Genomic DNA, 20,338 nt, shown 5'->3' on the forward strand with positions numbered 1-20,338 from the left:
CCGGCGCGCCACGGGGCGGGCGGGGTCAGGTGTCGGTCGGGAGGCCGAGGTGGGACAGCACTTGTGCGGCCAGCTCGGGCGGTGGCCGGTCGTCGGTGTCCACGCGCAGGTCGCCCGCTCCCGCCCGGTCGAGGGCCGCGGCCTCGCGCGTGGCGCTCGCCGCCACGGCGCGCAGGGCGTCCCGCCCCAGCCCTCTCAGCTCGTCGCCGGGCGTCGCGGGCCCGCCGCCCCGGCCGCGCAGCAGGACCCGTTCGAGCAGCGTGGACGGGGAGGCGTGCAGCCGGAAGACGGTCGGCGCCAGATCCGGGAGCAGGCGGGCGTACGCGCGGACCGTCTCGTCGGAGTCCGCCTCGCCCGAGACGACCAGGTACGCGGCCCCGTCCGCCCGGTAACCGGCCCACAGCGCGGCGAGCCCGCTGGCCTTGAGCCGGCGGCCCTCGTCCGCGCCGGACGGGCGCAGCGCGGCGATCTGCCGGAGATCGACGTAGGCGGCCCGTACGCCCGACCGGTGGATACGGCTGAACACCTCGTAACCGACCGTCGACTTCCCGGACGCCGTCGCACCCGAGAACCACAACAGAGGCACCCGCGCCCGCCCGGCGTCGGCGACACCACCGCCCTGAACGACGGGCACGCGTCCGGGGGCGGGCGCGGCGGTTCCGAACGCGGCGCCGAGCCGTCCGAGCACCAGCCGGGCCGCCTCCGCCACCGTACGGCCGCCGGTGTCCACGCACAGGTCGGCGTACCGGCTGCCCTCCTGCGCCGCGGCCTCGGCCACGGCCGCCTCCACCAGGTCAGGACGCCACCCCCGCCCCAGGAACCGTTCTCGCAGCTCCTCGGACGGGACCCGCAGCCGGCACACGGTGAACGCCGCGCCGGGCAGCAGCGCGGTGTACTCGCGCACCTCCTCCGGCGTGTCCACGAACCCCGCCAGCACCAGGCACCGCATCCCCTCGCGCCGGAACCCGGGCCACAGGGCCGCCAGGTTGCGCGCCCGGACGCGGTGGGTGCCGGCCTCCGGCTCGGGATGGCACAGGCTGATCTGGTCGGCGTCGACGAACGCCGCCTTGACCCCGCTACGGCCGAGCCGATCGAAGATCTCCCAGCCGAGCGAGGACTTCCCGACGCCCGTGGGCCCCGACAACCAGAGCAACGGCACGCGATCAGTACGCATCGGCCGCGACTTTAGCGAGCCCGCTCCGCCACCCGCCACCACATTTCCGGCCCCGGAGCCACGAACCCCGAGGCCGGTGCGGCTACTGGTGGATGGCCGGGTTGTGCTGGTCGGCCTGGCCGCCGGCGTGGGAGGCGGAGCTCCACAAGACCGCCGCCACCGTCAGCGCCGCCAGCAGCGTGAACCAGGCGACCGCCCGCCCGAGCCGCATCCCGTACCCCCACAACAGCCACGACAGGGACAACCACCAGTGCTCACCGGCCTGGCGGCGCATCTCCATGGCGGCGAAGGCGAAGTCCGCCGAGGTGTCGCGGTCCTCCACCCGGCCACGGAGCTCGGCGTAGAGGGCGGCCAGCCGGTCGGGGGTGGTGGCCGAGCCGCCGGAGTCGTCCCAGCCGCGCAGGGCGCGCTCGTCGGCCAGCGCGCTGCGCCGGGAGAACCAGCGCACCATCGGGTGGCGCAGGCTGACCCGCACGCCGCGCGGCGTGAGCGCGAACGTGCAGTTCCTGACCCGTACCCCGGCCGGGTGGGTGAGCCCGGAGAAGCCGCATCCCGACAGGTCGAGGCCGGTCAGCGTGAGGCTTTCTGCGTCCACCTGGCGCAGGGAGCTCAGCATCGACAGGCCCTTGCCGGTCACCGACGCGGGCCCGTGCAGCACGGCGCCCTCCAGGTCGGCGCTGGAGTCGGTCAGCCGCACCGTGGTGGCCGCCGTCACCTCGACCCGCCGCAGGTCCACGCCGCAGCGCGCGACGGTCACGTCGAGCAGGCCGTCCGCGCGGGCCCGCGCGACCGAGAGCCTTCCGGTGGCCGACAGGTACGCGTCACCGGCGAAGTGCGCGTACTCGAACCCGGCCTGCCCGCGCACCTTGCGGAAGGAGACGGTACGGCCGAACCTGGCCCCCCGGAACGTGCCACCCGTGCCCATACGCGCGTCGTCGAAGGTGGCGTACCCGTCGAAGCGGGCGCCCTCGCACGACAACCCGCGCTCGAAGACGGCCTGGCCGAACAGCGCGTCGCGGGACATCACGGCCCGGTCGAGCGAGACGTGCCCCCGGGCGCGTACGCCGTGGAAGGACAGCTCGCGGGTGAACCTGGCCCCCGCCAGCGACACGTTCCCCTCGAAGAGCGCCCCGAAGAACGAGGCCAGCCGTTCGAACCTGGCCCCGTCGAGCGACACGTCACCGGCGAACGTCACGCCCGACAGCCGGACGTCGCCGGTGAACCTGACCCGGTCGAGCCGGGTACGGCCCGGTCTGCAGCCCGTCGCCTCCAGGACCCGCGACAGCAGGTCGGCGGTGACGGTCGTGCCGCGGAGGTCGAGCAGCCTGCCGGGGGACAGCCGGGTGAGGACGGCGGGCAGATCCTCGGCCGGCAGGTGTGCCATGCACACGCCGGACGGCTGTTGGGCGATTCCGGGGCAGGCAGCAGAAAACGCGCAGGTGACCCAGTCCATGCACTGGTCATACCCGCGCGCGCGGATGTCAAGGTTCGATGATTTAATGTTCTATCCACTTTTGTGTGGAAATATGCGGTCAATAATCCCTCTAAAGTGCCGGTCATGCGCGTTTTATCCCGAGCAGCACTCGCCGCCCTCGTGGCGGGCACCCTGACCGCCACCCCGGCCATCGCCGAGACGGCGGCGGCGCCCTGTGACACCCCGGCCGACCGCCGCGTCGCCGAGGTGCAGGGCAGCGGCGCGGCCAGCCCCCTGGCCGGCCAGACCGTACGGGTCGAAGGGGTCGTGACCGGCGACTTCCAGCGGACCGACCAGCTCAGCGGCTTCTTCCTCCAGGACCCGAACCCGGACGACGACCCGAGCACCTCCGAGGGCCTGTTCGTCTTCGCCCGCGAGTCCTTCAAGGACGTCAAGGTCGGCGACCGCGTCCTGGTCACCGGGAAGGCCGTCGAGTACAACGGCTGGACCGAGTTGTCCCCGGTCACCGCCGTGGACGTCTGCGGCACCGGGAACGTCGCGGCGCAGCCGTACACGCTGCCGCCCGCCGGGTCCGCGGACGGGCTGGAGCCCGTCGAGAACATGTTGCTCACCTTCCCGCAGCCGCTCACCGTGGACGACAACTACAACCTGGGCCGCTTCGGCGAGGTCACGGTGTCGGCGCACGGGCGGCTCTACCAGCCCACCGACCGGCCCGGCGTGGACCCCGTCCAGGACCTGCGCCGTTCGCTGCTCATCGACGACGGCTCCAACCGGGAGAACCCGGCCACCCTGCCGCCCGTCACGCGCGCGGGCACCGTCGCCGCCGGCATCACCGGCGTCCTCGGGTACGGCTTCGGCGAGTACCGCCTCCAGCCCACCCGGCCGATCGCCTACCTGGACGCCAACCCGCGCACGCCGCGCCCGTTCCCGGTGGTCGGCAACGTGAAGGTGGCCTCGTTCAACACCCTGAACTGGTTCACCACGATCGGCTCGCGCGGCGCGAGCAACGCCAACGAGCAGCAGCGGCAGCTCACCAAGCTGGTCGCCGCGCTGAAGGGCCTGGACGCCGACGCGGTCGCCCTCATGGAGGTCGAGAACAACGGCCAGACTGCGCTGCAGGCGCTCGTGGACGCGCTCAACGCCGAGGTCGGCGCCGGCACGTACGCGGCCCTCACCCACCCCTACCCCGGCACGGACCTCATCCAGGTCGGCCTGATCTACAAGCCGGGCAAGCTCACCCCGGTCGGCGAGACGAAGGCCTCCCAGGACCCCGTCTTCAGCCGCCCGCCGCTGATCCAGACCTTCCGCAGGAAGGGCGGCGGCCAGCCGTTCACCATGATCGTCAACCACCTCAAGTCGAAGGGCAGCTGCCCGGCCGACGCCCCCGACGCCGACCAGGGCGACGGCCAGAGCTGCTGGAACCCCACCCGCGTCAAGCAGGCCCAGACCCTGCTGGACGTCATCGGCGACCAGGACCTGCCCAACCCGCTCGTGCTCGGCGACCTCAACGCCTACGGCGAGGAGGACCCGATCGACACGCTGGAGGCCGGCGGCCTGACCAGCCTCACCAAGCGGTTCGTGCCCGAGCGGCAGCGCTACAGCTACCTGTTCGACGGCCTGGCCGGCGAACTCGACCACGCCTTCGCCGGAAAGCAGCTGCTCAAGCGGGTCACCAGCACCACCATCTGGCACATCAACTCCGACGAGCCGCGCATCCGCGACTACAACACCGAGTTCAACCCGCCCGGCCTCTACCAGCCGGACGCCTACCGCTCCTCCGACCACGACCCTGTGGTCATCGGCCTGACCCTGCCCGGCGGTCACTGACCTCCGGCCCGAAGGCGCGGCCTTCCGGCCGCGCCTTCGGGCGTTCCAGAATCGCCTGCCGGACAGGGCTTGAGGGCGCCCAGGGCATGGAATGCTGATGACGGGTACGTGGTTGACACGGTTGCAATTTCACCGAAGAGCGAGGAGCCACTTGTGGCGACCATCGAAGTAACAGAGAAGAACTTCAACGACATCGCCGACAAGGGCATCGTGCTGCTCGACTTCTGGGCGACGTGGTGCCCGCCCTGCAAGAAGTTCGGGCCGATCTTCGAGGCGGCCTCCGACAAACACGAGGACATCACCTTCGGCAAGATCGACACCGATGCGGAGCAGGCGCTCGCCCAGGGCTTCGACATCACCTCGATCCCCACGCTGATGGCGATCCGCGACGGCATCGTCGTCTTCGCCCAGGCCGGTGCGATCCCGAGCCCGGCGCTCGAAGACCTCATCCGTCAGGTCCGGGCCCTCGACATGGACGCGATCAGGTCCGAGCTCAGCGAGGAGCTGAAGAACGCCGAGCAGTCCTGACCCTGGCGGGCCCCGCCGGCACGGCGGGGCCTTCGCGTCCCGCGACCCCCGCCAGCGCGGCGACCAGCGGGAACGCCGCGATCACCACGAGCGTGCCGGGCAGCCCCAGCCCGCGTGACAACGCCCCCGCCACACCGAGCCCGATCCCGCCGCCGACGAAGAACGTCAGGTTCAGCAGGCCCATCGCGCCGCCGCGCCGCTCCACCGGGAAACTCGCCGACATCCGGGCCGTGATCACCACCTGAGCCAGCGAGAACGCCGGGAACCCGAGCGAGGCGGCCACCACGAGCACCACCGCCGCGACCGCCCGCCCGTCGCCCAGCACACCGGCGATCCCGGCCGTGACCAGGCTGCCGGCGAAGACCGCGGCCACCGCGGGCAGCAGCCAGGCGCGGGTGCCCGCGACCCTGGCCAGCACCACGCCCACCAGCGCCCCGGGCAGCAGCCAGGCGCCGATCGTCAGCACGCTCCACCCGTGCACGCCGGCCAGGAGTTGCGGGGCGGCCCACATGGTGGCGAACAGGCCGCCGTACACACCGACGCCGACCAGGGCGGCCCTGCGGAAGACGCGGTCGGCGGGCAGGTCGCGCGGGACGAACCCGTCAGGGGTCGTCCGCCCGCGCCGGACCAGCGCCGCCCCGGCGAGCGCCGCCACCACCCCGGCCAGCGCCGCGACCGGCCAGGTCAGGCCCAGGTTCGCCGCCTGCACCAGCACCAGGAACGCCGACACCGCCGCCGCCAGCAGCCCGGCCCCCACGATGTCCACCCGCCCGCGCGAGCCCGCCCGGCGCGCCGGCGGCAGGCAGAACGGCATCGCCACCAGCGCCAGCGCGGGCAGCGCCAGCGTGAGCCGCCACGACAGCGCCTGGGTGACCAGCCCGCCGGCCAGCGTCGCGCCCGCCGAGAAGACCGCCATCGCGCTGCCGAACCAGGCCAGCACCGCCGGACGCCGCTCCGGCTCGGCGGTGGCCGCCAGGCTCAGCGCGACCGCCGACAACGCCCCCGACCCGGCCGCCAGCAACGCCCGCGCCGCCACGAGCGCGCCCAGCGACGGCGCCACCAGGCAGGCCAGCGCCCCCGCCACCAGCACGGCCGAGCCGAGCAGCAGCGTGCGGCGCACCCCCCAAGCGTCCGACAATCGCCCGAACAACGCCGTCCCGATCCCCAGCGCCAGCGCGTGCGCGGTCAGCACCCACACCACCGCGCCAGGACGCGCCTCCAGGTCGGCGGCGACGTCGGGCAGGGCGACCCCGGCCGCCGTGACGCCGAACACGGCCGGGCCGAACAACGCGCCCAGCCTGATCCCGATGAATCCACTCCCGTTCATGCGGGCCAGTCCATCGCGGGAAGAGCGGGCGAACCAGGAGACGTTCTCCTGGACAGCCATCACGAATCATGATGAATGGAGACCCAGTGGAGCTGCGCCAGCTCGCCTACTTCGTCGCCGTCGCCGACGAGGGCGGCTTCGGCCGGGCCGCGGAGCGGCTGCACATCGTGCAGCCCGCGGTCAGCCAGCAGGTGAGCCGGCTGGAACGGGAGCTGGGCGCGCGGCTGTTCGACCGTTCGACCCGGCACGTACGGCTGACGGAGGCGGCGGTCGGGCTGCTGCCCGAGGCGCGCGAGGTGCTCGCCGCCGCCGACCGGGCCCGCCGCGCGGTCACCGGCCACCTGGCCGAGGCCACGTTGCGCCTCGGCGTGTCCTCCGCGCCCGGCACGCGCCTGTACCCGATGCTCAACTGGCTCGACCCCGGCCTGCGGGTCCGGCTCAGCAAGCAAGGGCTGGCCGAACGGCTGGCGGCGGTGCGCTCGGGCGACCTGGACGCCGCCCTGGTCCGTCTCGTGGACGCCGCGCCCGGCCTGGAGTTCTTCCCCGCCTGGACCGAGCCGCTGGTCGTGGCGCTGCCCGCGGACCACCCGCTCGCCACGGCCGGGCCGCTCAACCTCGGTGATCTCGGCGACCTGCCCGTACGGCTCGCCCCCCGCGAGCGCAACCCGCCCTTCCACGACCTGGTCACCGGGGCCCTGGCGCGGGCGGGTGTGGACCCGCCGCGCGGCCCGGCCTTCACCGGCCTGCACGACACGCTCATCGACCTGGCCGCCGGGCCGCCGTCGTGGACGTTGTTCTACCCGGTCTTCGACGAGCTGCCGCCGGTGCGCGGGGTGGCCTATGCCGTACTGGCCGAGCCGGAGGTGGCCACGTACCTCGCGGTGCCGGCCGGGCCGCCGACGCCGCGGATCAGGCAACTCCTCGCGGCCCTGCCGTGATCGCGGGTTGTCAGGGCTTGCGTCAGGGCTTGCGGCCCACGCCGACGTAGCCGACGTCGGTGCCGTTCGTCAGGGCGGACGGATCGGTGGGCCGCCAGTCCTGCGGGAACACCAGGCCGGGCGCGGCCAGCTCGTAGCCGTCGAAGAAGCGCAGGATCTCCTTGTCGGTCCTCAGGCTGAGCGCGGCCGTGGCCTGGTTGTAGACCCGCATGGCCTGCGGCGTGGTGTCGGGCCTGGCGTCGATGGCGTGGCTGATCACCAGGTGGCTGCCGGGCACACTGGCCTCGCGCAGCCCGGCCACGATGGGGTCGGCCTGCTCGTCGGGGATGAAGTGCAGGATCGCCAGCATCAGGAAGGCGACCGGCCGGCTGAGGTCCACCAGGTCGCCCAGCTTGTCCAGCAGGACGTCGACCTCGCGGATGTCGGCCTGGAGGAAGTCGACGTCCGCCGTCCGGGCCAGCAGCGCCCGGCCGTGCACGCACACCACCGGGTCGTAGTCCACGTAGACCACGCGCGCCTCGCGGGCGATCTCGTGGGTGTTGCCCTGGGTCGGCAGCCCGGCCCCGAGGTCGACGATCTGCCGTACGCCCGAGTCCACGACGTGCCGGACGGCACGCTGCAGGAACGCCCGGTTGGAGCGGGCCGCCTCCTTGGTGTTGGGGAACACCTTGAGGATCTGCTCCGCCGCCGCGCGGTCGGCGGCGAAGTTGTCCTTGCCGTCGAGGTAGTAGTCGTACATCCGCGCGACGTTGGGGACGTTAGGGTCGACCCCCTCGGGGGCAGTGTCCACGTTTTCTCCCGAAATTTCGGTCTTTCGGGAGATCATAGCCTTGCCGGGGTCACCCGCACCGGAATTCCGTTCGGTTGCTTCCCGCCGCGGCGCGCCCCGAAGGACGCGCCGCGCGGAAGGGCTCACCGCCGGTGGCGCACAGCCCCGAAGAAGCTCAGCCCCGGTAGAGCTCAGCCCCGGTAGAGCTCAGCCCCGGTAGAGCTCAGCCACGCGGAAGGCGAGGTCGAGGGACTGGCCGCGGTTGAGGCGCGGGTCGCACGCGGTCTCGTAGCGGGTGCCGAGGTCGCCCTCGACGATCTCGTGGCCGCCGCCCACGCACTCGGTCACGTCGTCGCCGGTGAACTCGATGTGGATGCCGCCCGGGTGCGTGCCGAGCGCGCGGTGCACCTCGAAGAAGCCCGCCACCTCGTCGAGCACGTCGTCGAAGTGGCGCGTCTTGTGGCCGCTCGGCGCCTCGAACGTGTTGCCGTGCATCGGGTCGCAGATCCAGGCCACCTGCGCGCCGGAGGCGGTGACCTCCTTGACCAGCGCGGGCAGGTGCTCGCGGATCTTGGACGCCCCCATCCGGGTGATGAAGGTGAGCCTGCCGGGCTCGTTGTCCGGATTGAGCCGCTGGACCAGCGCGAGCGCCTCCTCGGGCGAGGTCGTCGGCCCGAGCTTGACACCGATCGGGTTGCGGATGCCGGCGAAGAAGTCGACGTGCGCGCCGTCGAGCTGGCGGGTGCGCTCGCCGATCCAGACCATGTGCGCCGAGACGTCGTACGGCAGGCCCGTACGGGAGTCGATGCGGGTGAGCGCCCGGTCGTAGTCGAGGATGAGCGCCTCGTGGGAGGAGTAGAACTCGACCGTGTGGAACTCCTCGGGCTCGGCCCCGCAGGCCCGCATGAAGGCCAGCGCCTGGTCGATCTCCCTGGCGAGCTGCTCGTAGCGGCGCCCGGCGGGCGACTCGGCCACGAAGTCCTGGTTCCAGGCGTGCACCTGGCGCAGGTCGGCGTAGCCGCCCTTGGTGAAGGCCCGCGCCAGGTTGAGCGTCACCGCCGAGGAGTGGTACGCCTTGAGCAGCCGCCACGGGTCGGGATTACGCGACTCGGGGGTGAACTCGAACCCGTTGACCATGTCGCCCCGGTAGGCCGGCAGCTCCACGTCGTCACGGACCTCGGTGCCCTTCGACCGAGGCTTGGCGAACTGGCCCGCCACGCGCCCGATCTTCACGACCGGCACCTTCGCCGCGTAGGTCAGCACGATCGCCATCTGCAACAACGTCTTGAGCTTGTTGCGCACGTTGTCGGCGGTCGCGCCGGAGAAGGTCTCGGCGCAGTCGCCGCCCTGCAGGACGAACGCCTCGCCGCGCGAGACGGCGGCCAGCTGCCGCTTGAGCTGGTCGCACTCACCGGCGAAGACCAGCGGAGGCAGGCCGCCGAGCTCGGCGACGACCTTGTCGAGCTCGCCGCGGTCGGGCCAGTCGGGCTGCTGCGCCGCGGGAAGTGCTCGCCAGGAATCGAGATCCACGAGATTGCTGCTCACGAGATACGAGGGTATTTCATCGGGTCGGCCCCACCGACCCTCTTGTCCACGTTGTGAGAATGCATTTATCAGGCTTCGGGAGACTTCACATGCTCAGGCAGCACTCCCAAGCCGATGAAACGCCTCGGCAGCCGGTTGAACAGCGGAATTTTGGTCACGTCCCGAGGCATCCGGGAGGCGTTGAATCCGCGGCCCAGCGCCGGGCTGATCACCCGGTTCTGCACCAGCCGCTGGGCCGCCTGCGTGATCCGCGTGGGCAGCATGCGCCGGCGCTGCAACCGGTGCAGCGTGGACTCCGGGATCGGCACGCCCGCCGCGAGCGGCGCGGCCAGCAGGTTGGCGGCGGCCACCGCGTCCTGCACGGCCAGGTTGATGCCCACCCCGAACACCGGCGACATGGCGTGCGCCGCGTCCCCGATGCACAGGAACCCCGGACGGTGCCAGCGGCGCAGCCGGTTGAGCGCGACCGTGAGCACGCTGACGTCGTCGAAGCCGTCGATCTCCCCGACCCGATCCCGCAGGAACGGCAGCAGCGTGGCCACCGGCTGCCTGAGCGCGTCGATGCCCTGCTCGGTCAGCCGCCCGAACCCGCCCTTGGGGATCAGGTACGCGAGCTGCCAGTAGGTCTCCCGGTTGATGGCCACCATCATGTGGCCGCTGGAGATGCGCAGGAACGTGTCGTCGGGGTCGTCGTCGTGCCGCGGCAGCCGGAACCAGACCACGTCCATCGGCGCGCCCAGGTCCTGGGGCACCAGGCCGGCGCCGGCCCGCAGCGTCGAGTGCCGTCCGTCGGCCGCCACGGTGAGGTCCGCCCTGAGCTCGTGCTCGCCGGACGGGTCGCGGTAGCGCACCCCGCGTACGACGCCGTCCTCGCGGATCAGGTCGTGGGCCTCGGCGTTCATCAGCAGCCGGAAGTTCGGGTAGGCGCTCGCGGCCGTCGTGACGAGCTTCAGGAAGTCCCATTGGGGCACGAACGCGATGTAGTCGTAACCGCCCGGCAGGTCGCGCAGGCTCGCGAGCCGGATGTCGCCGACGTCGGTCGCCAGCCTCAGCTCGTGGGTCTTGCGGTGGGGCAGTTTCAGGAACGCCTCCACCAGCCCGAGCTCGTCGAGCACGCGCAGGGTGGAGGGATGGATCGTGTCGCCGCGGAAGTCACGCAGGAAGTCGGCGTGCTTCTCCAGCAGCGTCACCTCGACGCCGGCCCTGGCCAGCAGGAGTCCGAGCACAGCGCCCGCCGGGCCACCCCCGGCTATTACACAAGTCATAATTCATCACCCAATGAGATTGTTGCACATCTGCGGAATTGGGCAAGCGCCTGGGCCATCCGGGGTGCCCGAACGGCCGAAGTAATGGCGTGAGCCGCCTGTCACCGCGGGAGTCGACGATGGACGACGACCTCCATCCCCTTTCCGGGGCCTACGCCGTGCACGCGCTGCCGTACGGGGAGTGGATGGTGTTCGAGAGGCACCTGCGCGGGTGCGAGGGGTGCGCGGCGGAGGTGCGGCGGCTGCGCGAGACGGCCGCCAGGCTCGCCGAGGCCGTGGCCGAAGCCCCACCCCCAGCCCTCCGCCCTCGCCTCCTCGCCACCGCCACCCGCCACCGGCCCCCTGCCCCCGCCCAACCGCCCCTCCTCCCTCCTCGCAGCCCCCGCTCCCACCCGCCCCTCCCCGACGCGCCGCCCTCCGTCGGGACGGCTCCCGCCGCGCCGCACCCGCCCGGCGCGGTTCTCCCGGCACCGGGTACCTCCGGGGGCGGTGTGTCGGAGGGCGAGCCGGGGACTCTGGTCCTGCCGCCCGGGGCCGTTGAGGGCGCGCGCAGGCGGAGGGGGAGGCCCGGCACAGGCGAGGGCAAGCGGATGCGCCGGGGCAAGAGGACGGCCCGGGGCGCCGCGGCGCGGCGCGGCGCGGCGGCTGCCGAGGCCGGAGCAACCGGGTGGGCGCAGGGAACGGCGGAGGTGGTGAAAGGCGTGCGGGGGATGGCCGGGGTGGTGAAAACCGGGCGGGGGGCGGCTGGGGTGGTGGCTGTGGCGGTGGCGGTGGCGTGCGCCTTCGGGGTGGTCGCCTACGGCGCCCGACAGGACCTGGCCGAGCTGCGCGTACGGCAGGCCGACCTGACGGCCGTGCTCGCCGCCCCCGACGCCGAGACGGTACGCGAGCCGGCCACCCCCGGCGGGACCGGCACCCTGGTGGTCTCCCGGGCCAGGGGACGAATGGTGTTCACCTCCTCGGGCCTGCCCGAACTGCCCCGATCGAGAAGGTACGAGCTGTGGCTGCTGGGCCCGGACGGCGCGCGTCCGGCCGGGTTGCTGGAACGGACGCCGGGCGGGGTCACCGCGCCGGTCCTGGCCGCGCCCGGCCGCGCGGACGACCGGATCGCGCTCACCGTCGAGCCCGCCACGGGCTCGCCCAGCCCCACGACCATCCCGATCCTGCTCGCCGCCCTCCCCTCCACCTGAACGAGCCGGGTCCGACTGAACGAGGCGGGGTCAGGAGGGGAGGGGCGGGCGGCCGTAGCGGGTGGTCCAGGTGGTGTAGGCCGGGCTCCGGGACGCGACGGCGGCGTGCGCGGCCCGCGCGCTCTCCAGCAGCGCCGGCGCGTGCGCCGCGAACGACGACCGCCAGATGAGCACCTGCCGCATCCACAGCGGGTTCCCGCGCAGCGACAACACCGCCACCCGCTCGCCCGGGTCGTAGAGCGCCTGGCAGGCCGACACCGCGTGCCCGGCCGCGATCAGCTCCCGCCGTACCCCGGCCTCGACGAGCTGGTACCGTCCGCGCGGCGTGAAGCCGGCCCGCCCGCACGCCTCCAGCAGGTGCTCCGGCCAGCCCATCCCGTCGGGCGGCGGCAACACCCACGGCTCGCCGGCCAGCTCGGCCAGCTCCACCTCCGTACGCCCGGCCAGCGGATGCGCGGCGGGCAGCGCCACGAACACCGGCTCGACCGCCACCACCCCCATCCCCATCGACGGGCCGGGCCGCAGCTCGTGGTCGGGGTAGTCGGCCACGAGCGCCACGTCGAGCCGCCCGTTGGCCACCATGTCCACCAGGACCCGGACGAAGTGCTCGGTCTGCAGCGTGATGCGCGCCTCGGGCAGCGCGCCGGCCAGGTTCGCGACGAGGGGCACGACGACGGGGTTCTCGAAGCTGCCCACCCGGATCGCCTGCCCGGCCAGCTCGTACGGCCCCGCCGCCAGCAGGTCGTCCACCCCCGCCAGCACCACCCGCGCCCTGGCCAGTACGAACTCCCCGAACGCGGTCGGCGCCACCCCGCGGTGGTCCCGGGTGAAGACCGCGCCGCCGAGCAGGCGTTCGATCCGGCCGAGCTGGGCGGTCAGCGCGGGCTGCGAGACGCCGAGCGCAGCCGCGGCCCTGGTCACGCTGCCCTGGTCGGCAATGGCCCTGAGTGTCCGGAGATGTCGCAGTTCGAGCTGCATCCCGCTGAAGGTATCACTCCGGAGTTATGCCCTTATGGGATGAGACTGCCGGATCTAAGGGGCCGATAGTGCATGACATGCGTAAATTCGCGGCCCTGGTGCTGGCCGCCGCCGTCTTATATGTCCCATCCGCCCACGCGAGCGCGGCCGCCGCGCCCGGTACGGCCACGGTCGCGCCGGTCCAGGTCACCGGCGCTCCGGCCAAGCGGTTCAACCTGATCGTCATGGGCGACGGCTACACCGAGGCCGACCAGGCGAAGTTCCGGGCCGACGTGGACCGGCACCTCAACGTGATGTGGTCGATCGAGCCGTTCAAGACCTACCGGAACTACATCAACGTCTACCGGATCGACATCGTCTCCGGCGAGTCCGGCGTGAGCTGCGACCCCGGCCTGGACGCGCCCCGCCGTACGACGCCGCTCAGCATGGGCTTCTGGGGCGGCTGCAACCCGGGCAGCGTCCAGCGCCTGATCACCATGGACAACGCCGCCGCCAACCGATTCGCGAACCTGGTCACCGGCACCGCCTCGGGCAACCGGCAGATCCTCGCCCTGGCCAACAGCGGCACGTACGGCGGCGCGGGCGGCAGCTACGCCACCGCCTCCGGCAGCAACTCCATGTCCGCCCTGATCAGCCCGCACGAGCTCGGCCACTCCCTGGGCGGCCTCCAGGACGAGTACGACTACTACCAGCGCGGCGTCCCCGGCGGCACCTACACCGGGTCCGAGCCCTCCAGCGCGCACCACAGCCTGCTGACCGAGCAGCAGATGCTCGACCAGCGCAGGAAGTGGTGGCGGTGGCTGGGCGAGGACAGCGAGTCGGGTGGCCCGATCGCCCGCTACGAGGGCGGCATGTACTACACCGCCAGCGTGTGGCGGCCGAGCCGTCACTCCATGATGAAGACCCTCGGCTACTACTTCGACCAGCCCAGCCGCGAGGTCATGACCCAGCGCATCACCGCCAAGACGACGCTGATCCAGGACTCGGCGCCCACGTCCGCGCCCGTCGGGGCCGACCGGGTGCTCTGGATCGAGCCGATGCGCCCGGTCGGGCACGCGCTGACCACCACCTGGACCGTGGACGGCAAGGATCTGGCGGGCGACGCCGACGCCCTCGACCTGCGCACCCTCGGCCTCGCGCCGGGCACGCACACGGTCACGGCCACGGTCGCCGACCCGACCGCGTTCGTCCGCGACCCGGCGATCCGGACCGCCATGACCAGGTCGCGTACCTGGACCGTGGACACCACGCTGACCACCCCGCCCGACGGCGTCGAGGCCGGCGTCGTGTCCTCCACGCCGACGGACCGCCCGCTCGGGCGCGCCGACGTCGCCTACGTCGAGACCACCCACCCCGCGGCCACCGTCCCCGCCGTCACCTGGGCCGTGGACGGCCGGCAGGCGGGCACCGGCACGGACTTCGACCTGGGTGCGGCCGACCTGCCGGCCGGCTCGCACACCCTCACCGCCACGCTCGGGTCCACGACGCTGACCTGGCAGGTGGACGCCACCGCGCCCGCCACCGGCTACGAGCTGTCCGAACCGCTCGCCCGCTCCGGCGACACCTACGTCTACAACGCCCCCTTCACCATGAAGCTCACCGGCGACGACGACCGCGACGGGTACGTGGTCTCGGAGTCCCGGGTGGACGGCGACGGCTGGTTCAACTACTTCGGCTGGCCCACCTCCTCCGAGCTGCCCTGGACGTTCACCGAGGAGGGTACGGTCATCGACTCCCTCGTCTACGGCAAGCTGCCGCGCGGCCGGCACACGGTCGAGTACCGCTCGATCGACGCCGCCGGCAACTACGGGCAGGCCAAGAGCTTCACCGTCACCACCATCGCCCCGCCGCCCGCCTGCGACCGCACGGTCACCGGCGCGCACCGGGGCCCGCTCACCGTCGCCGACGGCGTCACCTGCCTGAAGGACGCCCAGGTCACCGGACCGGTCACGGTCAAGGCGGGCGCCTCGCTCGTGACCGACGGCGGTCGGATCAGCGGCACGCTCACCGCGGCCGGGCCCGCCGCCGTACACCTGATCAGGACCCGGGTGGACGGCGCGCTCAGCGTCACGGGCGCGCGGCAGCTCACCGTCGTGGGCGCCGAGCTGCGCGGCGCGGTGGTGCTCACCGGCAACACCGCCCCGATCCTGTCGGGCGCCACGGTCAAGGGCGCGCTCGCCTGCACCGGCAACAGCCCGGCGCCGGCCGACCTCGGCGTGCCGAACCAGGTCACCGGCGCGGGCGCGGGTCAGTGCGGCAAGCTCTCAGCGGGCGTCAAGGGCAAGCCGTACGAGGCGGTCCAGGACCTCCGCCAGTGAGCTGACGGCCAGATCGCGGACCCTGGCGTACTCCGACTCGGGGTACTGCCGGGGTCCGTTCTCGACCAGCAGGATCAGGTAGAGGTAGGCGCGGTAGAGGTCGAGCCGGGCGCGGGCCGAGGGGGTGAGCTCCAGCGGCGTGACCTCGCGGTAGCCGGCCAGCAGCGGGTCGTCCTCGCGCAGCTCACCGAAGATCGTCGGGGTAACGAACTCGGCGATCGGGTCACCCCAGAACGCCCGCTCGTGGTCGATGATCGCCTGGATGCGAGGCTCGCCGGTCAGGTCGAGGAAGACGTTGCCCGCCCACACGTCGAAGTGCACCAGGCACGGCGTCGTCACCTCGTCCAGCACCGGCGCGGCCCGCTCGAACACCGCCATGATCTCGGCCGCCGGGCGCGGCAGCGGCGCCGGGTAACGCTCGGTGTCGCCCAGCAGCGCGCCCGCCATGGCCAGGAACGCCTCCCGCCAGGTCGCGCCGACGATCCCGGCGTGCGGGTAGCCGAACACCTCGCCGGTCACCGCGTTGAACGCGGCCAGATGGCGGCCGAGCTCCCGGCGCAGCGCCTGCTCGCCCTCGGGCTTGACGTCGTTCCAGGAGACGCCGTCGAGCGCGGTCAGCATCAGGTAGTCGCCGCCGAGCACCGGATCGTCGAACCCGGCCACCAGCAGCTCGGCCATCGGCACGCCCGCCGCGGCGGCCAGCTCGTAGGCGGCGGCCTCCATGCGCAGCAGGTTGCGTTCGTAGCTGAGCTGGTCGAGGTCGGGCGACGGCGACAGCTTGAGCACCACCTCGCGGCCGTCCTCCAGGGTCAGCCGCCACACGGCGTTGGCGTAGCCGTCGGTCAGCTCGGTGGCCGTGAAGACGCCCGCCCCCACGGCCCGCCGGGCCAGCGCGTCGAGCTCGTCCGGCGATAAGCGGCGCTTGGTCCTACTGTCCACGCGGGCCCCTTCCGGGTTCAGGCGGCGCTGATCGTCCAGCTCGCCACGTGTTCGTCGCCCGGCCGCAGCACGACCAGGTCGGTGCCGGAGTTGAAGGCGTCGGGCGGGCAGGTCATCGGCTCGACCGCGACGCCCTCGTAGCCGAGCTGCCGGCTCGTGCAGACCTGCACCCAGGGCAGCACGGCCGCGTCCCAGGAGATGCGTACGCCGCCCACCCGCACCTCGCCGCGGTCGAGGTCGGTGAAGGCGTGGTCGATCACGGTGTCGCGGACCGGGCGCGGCTTCCTGAAGTCGTACGGGGAGCCGGCGACGTCGGCCGGGCCGGCGGGCAGCAGCCGGTCGTCGGTCCTCAGGTAGCGGGCGGCGGGCAGCTCCAGCTCCTCGCCGAGCAGCCACGGGTGCGGCCCGCAGCCGTAGGGGGCGTCGGCCCCGCCGGTGTTGCGGGCCGTGACCGTCGTGGTCAGGCCGCCCTCGCCGAGGCGGTGCTCCACCGACAGGCCCAGCGCGAACGGGTAGCCGGGCGCCGTGGCGATCTCGTACGTCAGCCGCGCCCGATCGGGCCCGGCCTCGGTGACCTTCCAGTCGACGACGGCGACCAGGCCGTGCAGCGCGTGGCCGCGTTCGGGCTCGGTCACCTCAAGCCGATGCTCGTGCCCCTGGAAGGTGTAGCGGGCGCCGCCCACCCGGTTGGGCCAGGGAGCGAGGACGGTGCCCGCGAAGTAGGGGACCGGGCCCTGCTCGGGCCAGGTCGTCACCAGGTCACGCCCGCCGTGCCGGAGCATCCTGAGCGCGGCGCCGCGCGGGCTGATCTGCGCGGTGTAGCCGCCGCCTTCGAGCTGGGGCACGGAGCAGGTCCTTTCGTCGGGCATGATCGGGCCGGGCCAGGATATCCCCTGGTCAGACGGATGGTCAGGCGGACTCCCGGCGAACCAGGTGCGTGTCGAGGATCACCACGGGCTGGCGCAGCTCCTCGCCGTTGATGCGGGCCACGAGGAGCTGGGCCATCTGGCGGCCCATGGCCTCGGTCGGCTGGTGGACCGTGGTCAGCGGCGGGTCGGCGTGCAGCGCGGCCTTGGAGTCGTCGAAGCCGATCACGGCGACGTCGCCCGGGATCGCCTTGCCCGCGGCCTTGAGCACGCGCATCGCGCCCAGGGCCATCGGGTCGGAGGCGGCGAACACCGCGTCGAGGTCGGGACGGCTCTCCAGCAGCTCGTGCATCGCGGTGGCGCCGCTCTCCTCGGAGAAGTCCCCGAACGCCACGATCTCCGGCAGGCCCGAGGGCAGCAGCGCGTCGCGGTAGCCGGCCAGACGGTCGACGCCCACGCCCATGTCCTGGGGGCCGGCGATCGTGGCGATCGCGGCACGGCCGAGGCCCAGCAGGTGCTTGACCGCCTGCCGGGCCCCTGCCCTGTTGTCCATGTCCACGTAGCTGTAGGGGTCGAGGCCGACGGGCCTGCCGCCGAGCACGGTCGGCACGCCCATCTCCTCAAGCCTGCCCGGCAGCGGGTCGGCGCCGTGCAGCGACAGCAGCAGCACGCCGTCGACGTGCTGCCCCGTCAGGTAGGTCTCCAGCCGCTCGTGCTCCTCGGGGGAGCGCGCCATCGCCAGGATGAGCTGCAGCCCGGTCTCGGCCAGCGCCGAGCCGATGCCGCGGATCGTGCCCGCGAAGTAGGGCTCGTCGAAGACCCGGAACTGGGACTCGGACACCACCAGGGCCACCGTGTCGGTGCGGCGCGTGACAAGGGCACGCGCCGCCCTGTTGGGGACGTAGCCCAGCTCGCGGATGGCCAGCTCGACGGCCTCGCGGGCCTTGGCGCTGACGTTGGGCGAGCCGTTGATGACTCTCGACACCGTGCCCCGGCCCACACCGGCCCGAGCCGCGACTGCCTCAAGAGTCGGTCGGTTCATGTCGCCTATTCTGCCGGATGATCTCCGAGTACCAGAGCGCGCTGTCCTTGAGCACCCGCTCCTGGGTCTCGAAGTCGACGTGGACCAGGCCGAAACGCTTGCCGTAGCCCCAGGCCCATTCGAAGTTGTCCATCAGCGACCAGGCGAAATACCCCTGAAGGGGCACTCCCGCGTCGATCGCCTGCCGGCACGCGCCGAGGTGCGCCTCCACGTACGCCCGCCGCTCGGCGTCGTGGATCCGGCCGTCGGCCGGCACGTCGTCGAAGGCGGCGCCGTTCTCGGAGACCACCATCGGGATCGGCGGGTAGTCCCGCGCCACCCGGGTGAGGACCTCGACCAGGCCGCCCTCGTCGATCTCCCAGCCCATCGCGGTGACCGGCCGGCCGCCGTTGACGAACGACACGTGCTCGCTGCCCACCCACGGCGAGGCCGTGTCCGTGGGGGCCGCCGCCGCCGACGCCTTGCCGCCGGGCTCGCCGGAGACCGTGAAACGGCTGTAGTAGTTCACCAGCAGCACGTCGATCGGAGCGTTGACGATCTTCATGTCGCCCGGCTGCACGAGGTCGTCGTCGAACGGGAGGTCGTTCAGGACGTCCTCGGGGTAGCGGCCGGTCAGCAGCGCGTCCAGGAAGAACCTGTTCTGCAGGCCGTCGATGCGGCGGGCCGCCTCCAGGTCCGCCTCGCTGCCGGTCGCGGGGGAGATCGCGTACAGGTTGACGCAGCCGCCGACGCGGCGGGCGTCCATCGCCTGGACGGCCAGGCCGTGGGCGAGGTTGAGGTGATGCGCGCCCCTGATCGCGTTGCGCGGCTCACGCCGCCCCGGGGCGTGCTCGCCCGAGGCGTAGCCGAGGAACGCGGCGCACCATGGCTCGTTGACGGTGCTGAAGGTGTGCACGTGGTCCTTCAGCGCCTCGTGCACGATCGCGGCGTAGTCGGCGAACCGGTAGGCCGTGTCGCGGTTGGGCCAGCCCCCCTTGTCCTCCAGCTCCTGGGGCAGGTCCCAGTGGTAGAGGGTCAGCCAGGGGTCGATGTCGTGCCGCCTGAGCTCGTCGGTCAGCCGCTTGTAGAAGTCCAGGCCCTTCTGGTTGACCGCGCCCGAGCCGGTCGGCTGCACCCGGGGCCAGGACACCGAGAAGCGGTAGGCCGTCAGGCCCAGGTCCGCCATGATGGCGACGTCCTGCCGGTAGCGGTGGTAGTGGTCCATGGCCACGTCGCCGTGGTGCCCGTTGAGCACCCGGCCCGGGGTCTTGGTGAAGGTGTCCCAGATGGAGGGGCCGCGCCCGTCCTCGGTGACCGCGCCCTCGATCTGGTACGCCGACGTCGCCGCCCCGAACGCGAAGCCGGCGGGGAAGCGCAGCCCGGCACGAGTCTGTTCCTCTTGAGTCGTCACGCCTTGACCGCACCTTCCATGAGTCCGCCGACGATCTGGCGGCCGAATGCGACGAATACCGCGATGAGCGGAATGATGGACAGCGCGGTACCCGCGAAGATCAGCGAGTAGCTGGTGGAGTAACGCGCGTTGAGAGAGTTGATGGCGATCTGCACGGTCGGGTTGTCGGGGGTCAGCACGATCAGCGGCCACATGTAGTCGTTCCACATGAGCATGAAGGTGTTGATGCCCAGCACCGCCATGCCCGGACGCACGGCCGGCAGCACGACGTTCCACCAGATGCGCAACGTCGCCGCGCCGTCGACCCTGGCCGCCTCGACCAGTTCGTTCGGCACGGCCTGACGGGTGTACTGCGTCATCAGGAACACGCCGAACCCGTTGAGCAGGTACGGCAGGATGATCGCCTTGAGCGTGCCGGTCCACTCCAGGCTCACCATCATGCGGTAGAGCGGGACCACGCCCATCTGCTGGAGCGGCACCGCCATCGTCAGCAGCACGAGCAGCAGCAGGATGTTGCGGCCCTTGAACTGCAGGCTGGCGAAGGCGAACCCGGCCAGGGTCGAGATGATCACCACCGAGACGGTCACGATCGCCGCGGTGAGGAAGGAGTTGGTCAGGCCGAGCAGGAAGTGCGCGTCCTCGTTCTCGAGCACCGCGACGATGTTCTCGCCCAGGTTGCCGCCGGGCAGGAACTTCGGCGGCACCGACACGGCGTCGGAGTTCGTGCGCGAGGCGATGACCAGCATCCAGTACAGCGGGAACGCCGACAGGAAGATGGCCAGCCCCAGCATGACCCGTGTCATGACG

Annotated in this window: 17 protein-coding genes; 5 read left to right on the forward strand and 12 right to left on the reverse strand. The window is 72.4% G+C overall.

The window, feature by feature from the left end; genetic code table 11:
* Window positions 1–25: 25 nt before the first annotated feature.
* Window positions 26–1,174, reverse strand: coding sequence for a hypothetical protein (locus DMB42_RS30400; RefSeq protein ID WP_125639053.1), 1,149 nt, complete (start codon window positions 1,172–1,174; stop codon window positions 26–28).
* Between the two features lie 82 nt (window positions 1,175–1,256).
* A complete protein-coding gene (locus DMB42_RS30405) occupies window positions 1,257–2,558 on the reverse strand; it encodes a pentapeptide repeat-containing protein (protein ID WP_185844933.1) in 1,302 nt (433 codons plus the stop codon).
* A 174-nt stretch (window positions 2,559–2,732) separates the two neighbouring features.
* Between DMB42_RS30405 and DMB42_RS30410 the strand changes: the two genes are divergently transcribed.
* Both DMB42_RS30410 and DMB42_RS30415 read left to right on the forward strand, forming a co-directional pair.
* A complete protein-coding gene (locus tag DMB42_RS30410; protein ID WP_125639059.1) occupies window positions 2,733–4,436 on the forward strand; it encodes an ExeM/NucH family extracellular endonuclease in 1,704 nt (567 codons plus the stop codon).
* A gap of 153 nt (window positions 4,437–4,589) precedes the next feature.
* Window positions 4,590–4,964, forward strand: coding sequence for a co-chaperone YbbN (locus DMB42_RS30415; RefSeq protein WP_125639062.1), 375 nt, complete (start codon window positions 4,590–4,592; stop codon window positions 4,962–4,964).
* On the opposite strand, the gene DMB42_RS30420 is transcribed toward DMB42_RS30415, so the two are convergent.
* Complete coding sequence (locus tag DMB42_RS30420) at window positions 4,930–6,351, reverse strand: MFS transporter (RefSeq protein WP_221762411.1); 1,422 nt, start codon at window positions 6,349–6,351, stop codon at window positions 4,930–4,932. The genes DMB42_RS30415 and DMB42_RS30420 overlap by 35 nt on opposite strands.
* 26 nt (window positions 6,352–6,377) lie before the next feature.
* Between DMB42_RS30420 and DMB42_RS30425 the strand changes: the two genes are divergently transcribed.
* Window positions 6,378–7,229, forward strand: coding sequence for a LysR family transcriptional regulator (locus tag DMB42_RS30425; protein WP_125639065.1), 852 nt, complete (start codon window positions 6,378–6,380; stop codon window positions 7,227–7,229).
* 22 nt (window positions 7,230–7,251) lie between these two features.
* On the opposite strand, the gene DMB42_RS30430 is transcribed toward DMB42_RS30425, so the two are convergent.
* The 3 genes from DMB42_RS30430 to DMB42_RS30440 form a co-directional block, all read right to left on the reverse strand.
* Window positions 7,252–8,019 carry an SAM-dependent methyltransferase gene (locus DMB42_RS30430; protein WP_260478034.1) on the reverse strand — a complete coding sequence of 256 codons (768 nt, stop codon included), beginning with the start codon at window positions 8,017–8,019 and terminating at the stop codon, window positions 7,252–7,254.
* 186 nt (window positions 8,020–8,205) lie between these two features.
* Window positions 8,206–9,543, reverse strand: coding sequence for a class II 3-deoxy-7-phosphoheptulonate synthase (locus DMB42_RS30435; RefSeq protein WP_125639072.1), 1,338 nt, complete (start codon window positions 9,541–9,543; stop codon window positions 8,206–8,208).
* A 68-nt stretch (window positions 9,544–9,611) separates the two neighbouring features.
* Window positions 9,612–10,808 carry an FAD-dependent oxidoreductase gene (locus tag DMB42_RS30440; protein ID WP_125639075.1) on the reverse strand — a complete coding sequence of 399 codons (1,197 nt, stop codon included), beginning with the start codon at window positions 10,806–10,808 and terminating at the stop codon, window positions 9,612–9,614.
* A 119-nt stretch (window positions 10,809–10,927) separates the two neighbouring features.
* Between DMB42_RS30440 and DMB42_RS30445 the strand changes: the two genes are divergently transcribed.
* Entirely contained in the window at window positions 10,928–11,998 is a 1,071-nt protein-coding gene (locus tag DMB42_RS30445; protein ID WP_125639078.1) for an anti-sigma factor, read from the forward strand.
* Between the two features lie 30 nt (window positions 11,999–12,028).
* On the opposite strand, the gene DMB42_RS30450 is transcribed toward DMB42_RS30445, so the two are convergent.
* Complete coding sequence (locus DMB42_RS30450) at window positions 12,029–12,976, reverse strand: LysR family transcriptional regulator (protein ID WP_125639081.1); 948 nt, start codon at window positions 12,974–12,976, stop codon at window positions 12,029–12,031.
* Between the two features lie 77 nt (window positions 12,977–13,053).
* On the opposite strand from DMB42_RS30450, the gene DMB42_RS30455 reads away from it, so the two are divergent.
* Window positions 13,054–15,294: a M64 family metallopeptidase gene (locus tag DMB42_RS30455; protein WP_125639084.1), complete on the forward strand. Its 2,241-nt coding sequence runs from the start codon at window positions 13,054–13,056 to the stop codon at window positions 15,292–15,294.
* On the opposite strand, the gene DMB42_RS30460 is transcribed toward DMB42_RS30455, so the two are convergent.
* From DMB42_RS30460 to DMB42_RS30480, 5 genes are all read right to left on the reverse strand, one after another.
* Entirely contained in the window at window positions 15,241–16,233 is a 993-nt protein-coding gene (locus DMB42_RS30460) for a phosphotransferase family protein (protein WP_125639087.1), read from the reverse strand. The two genes, DMB42_RS30455 and DMB42_RS30460, sit on opposite strands and share 54 nt — an antisense overlap.
* 17 nt (window positions 16,234–16,250) lie before the next feature.
* Complete coding sequence (locus DMB42_RS30465; protein ID WP_260478035.1) at window positions 16,251–17,078, reverse strand: aldose 1-epimerase family protein; 828 nt, start codon at window positions 17,076–17,078, stop codon at window positions 16,251–16,253.
* Between the two features lie 64 nt (window positions 17,079–17,142).
* Window positions 17,143–18,141 carry a LacI family DNA-binding transcriptional regulator gene (locus DMB42_RS30470; RefSeq protein WP_125639093.1) on the reverse strand — a complete coding sequence of 333 codons (999 nt, stop codon included), beginning with the start codon at window positions 18,139–18,141 and terminating at the stop codon, window positions 17,143–17,145.
* Entirely contained in the window at window positions 18,122–19,531 is a 1,410-nt protein-coding gene (locus DMB42_RS30475; RefSeq protein WP_125639096.1) for a GH1 family beta-glucosidase, read from the reverse strand. Before DMB42_RS30475 ends, DMB42_RS30470 begins: the two co-directional genes overlap by 20 nt.
* Window positions 19,528–20,334, reverse strand: a complete 807-nt coding sequence (locus DMB42_RS30480; protein ID WP_260478036.1) for a carbohydrate ABC transporter permease — start codon at window positions 20,332–20,334, stop codon at window positions 19,528–19,530. The genes DMB42_RS30475 and DMB42_RS30480 overlap by 4 nt, the downstream gene beginning before the upstream one ends.
* Between the last annotated feature and the right edge of the window lie 4 nt (window positions 20,335–20,338).

The sequence above is a fragment of the Nonomuraea sp. WAC 01424 genome (genome assembly GCF_003947315.1).
Taxonomy (GTDB): domain Bacteria; phylum Actinomycetota; class Actinomycetes; order Streptosporangiales; family Streptosporangiaceae; genus Nonomuraea; species Nonomuraea spiralis.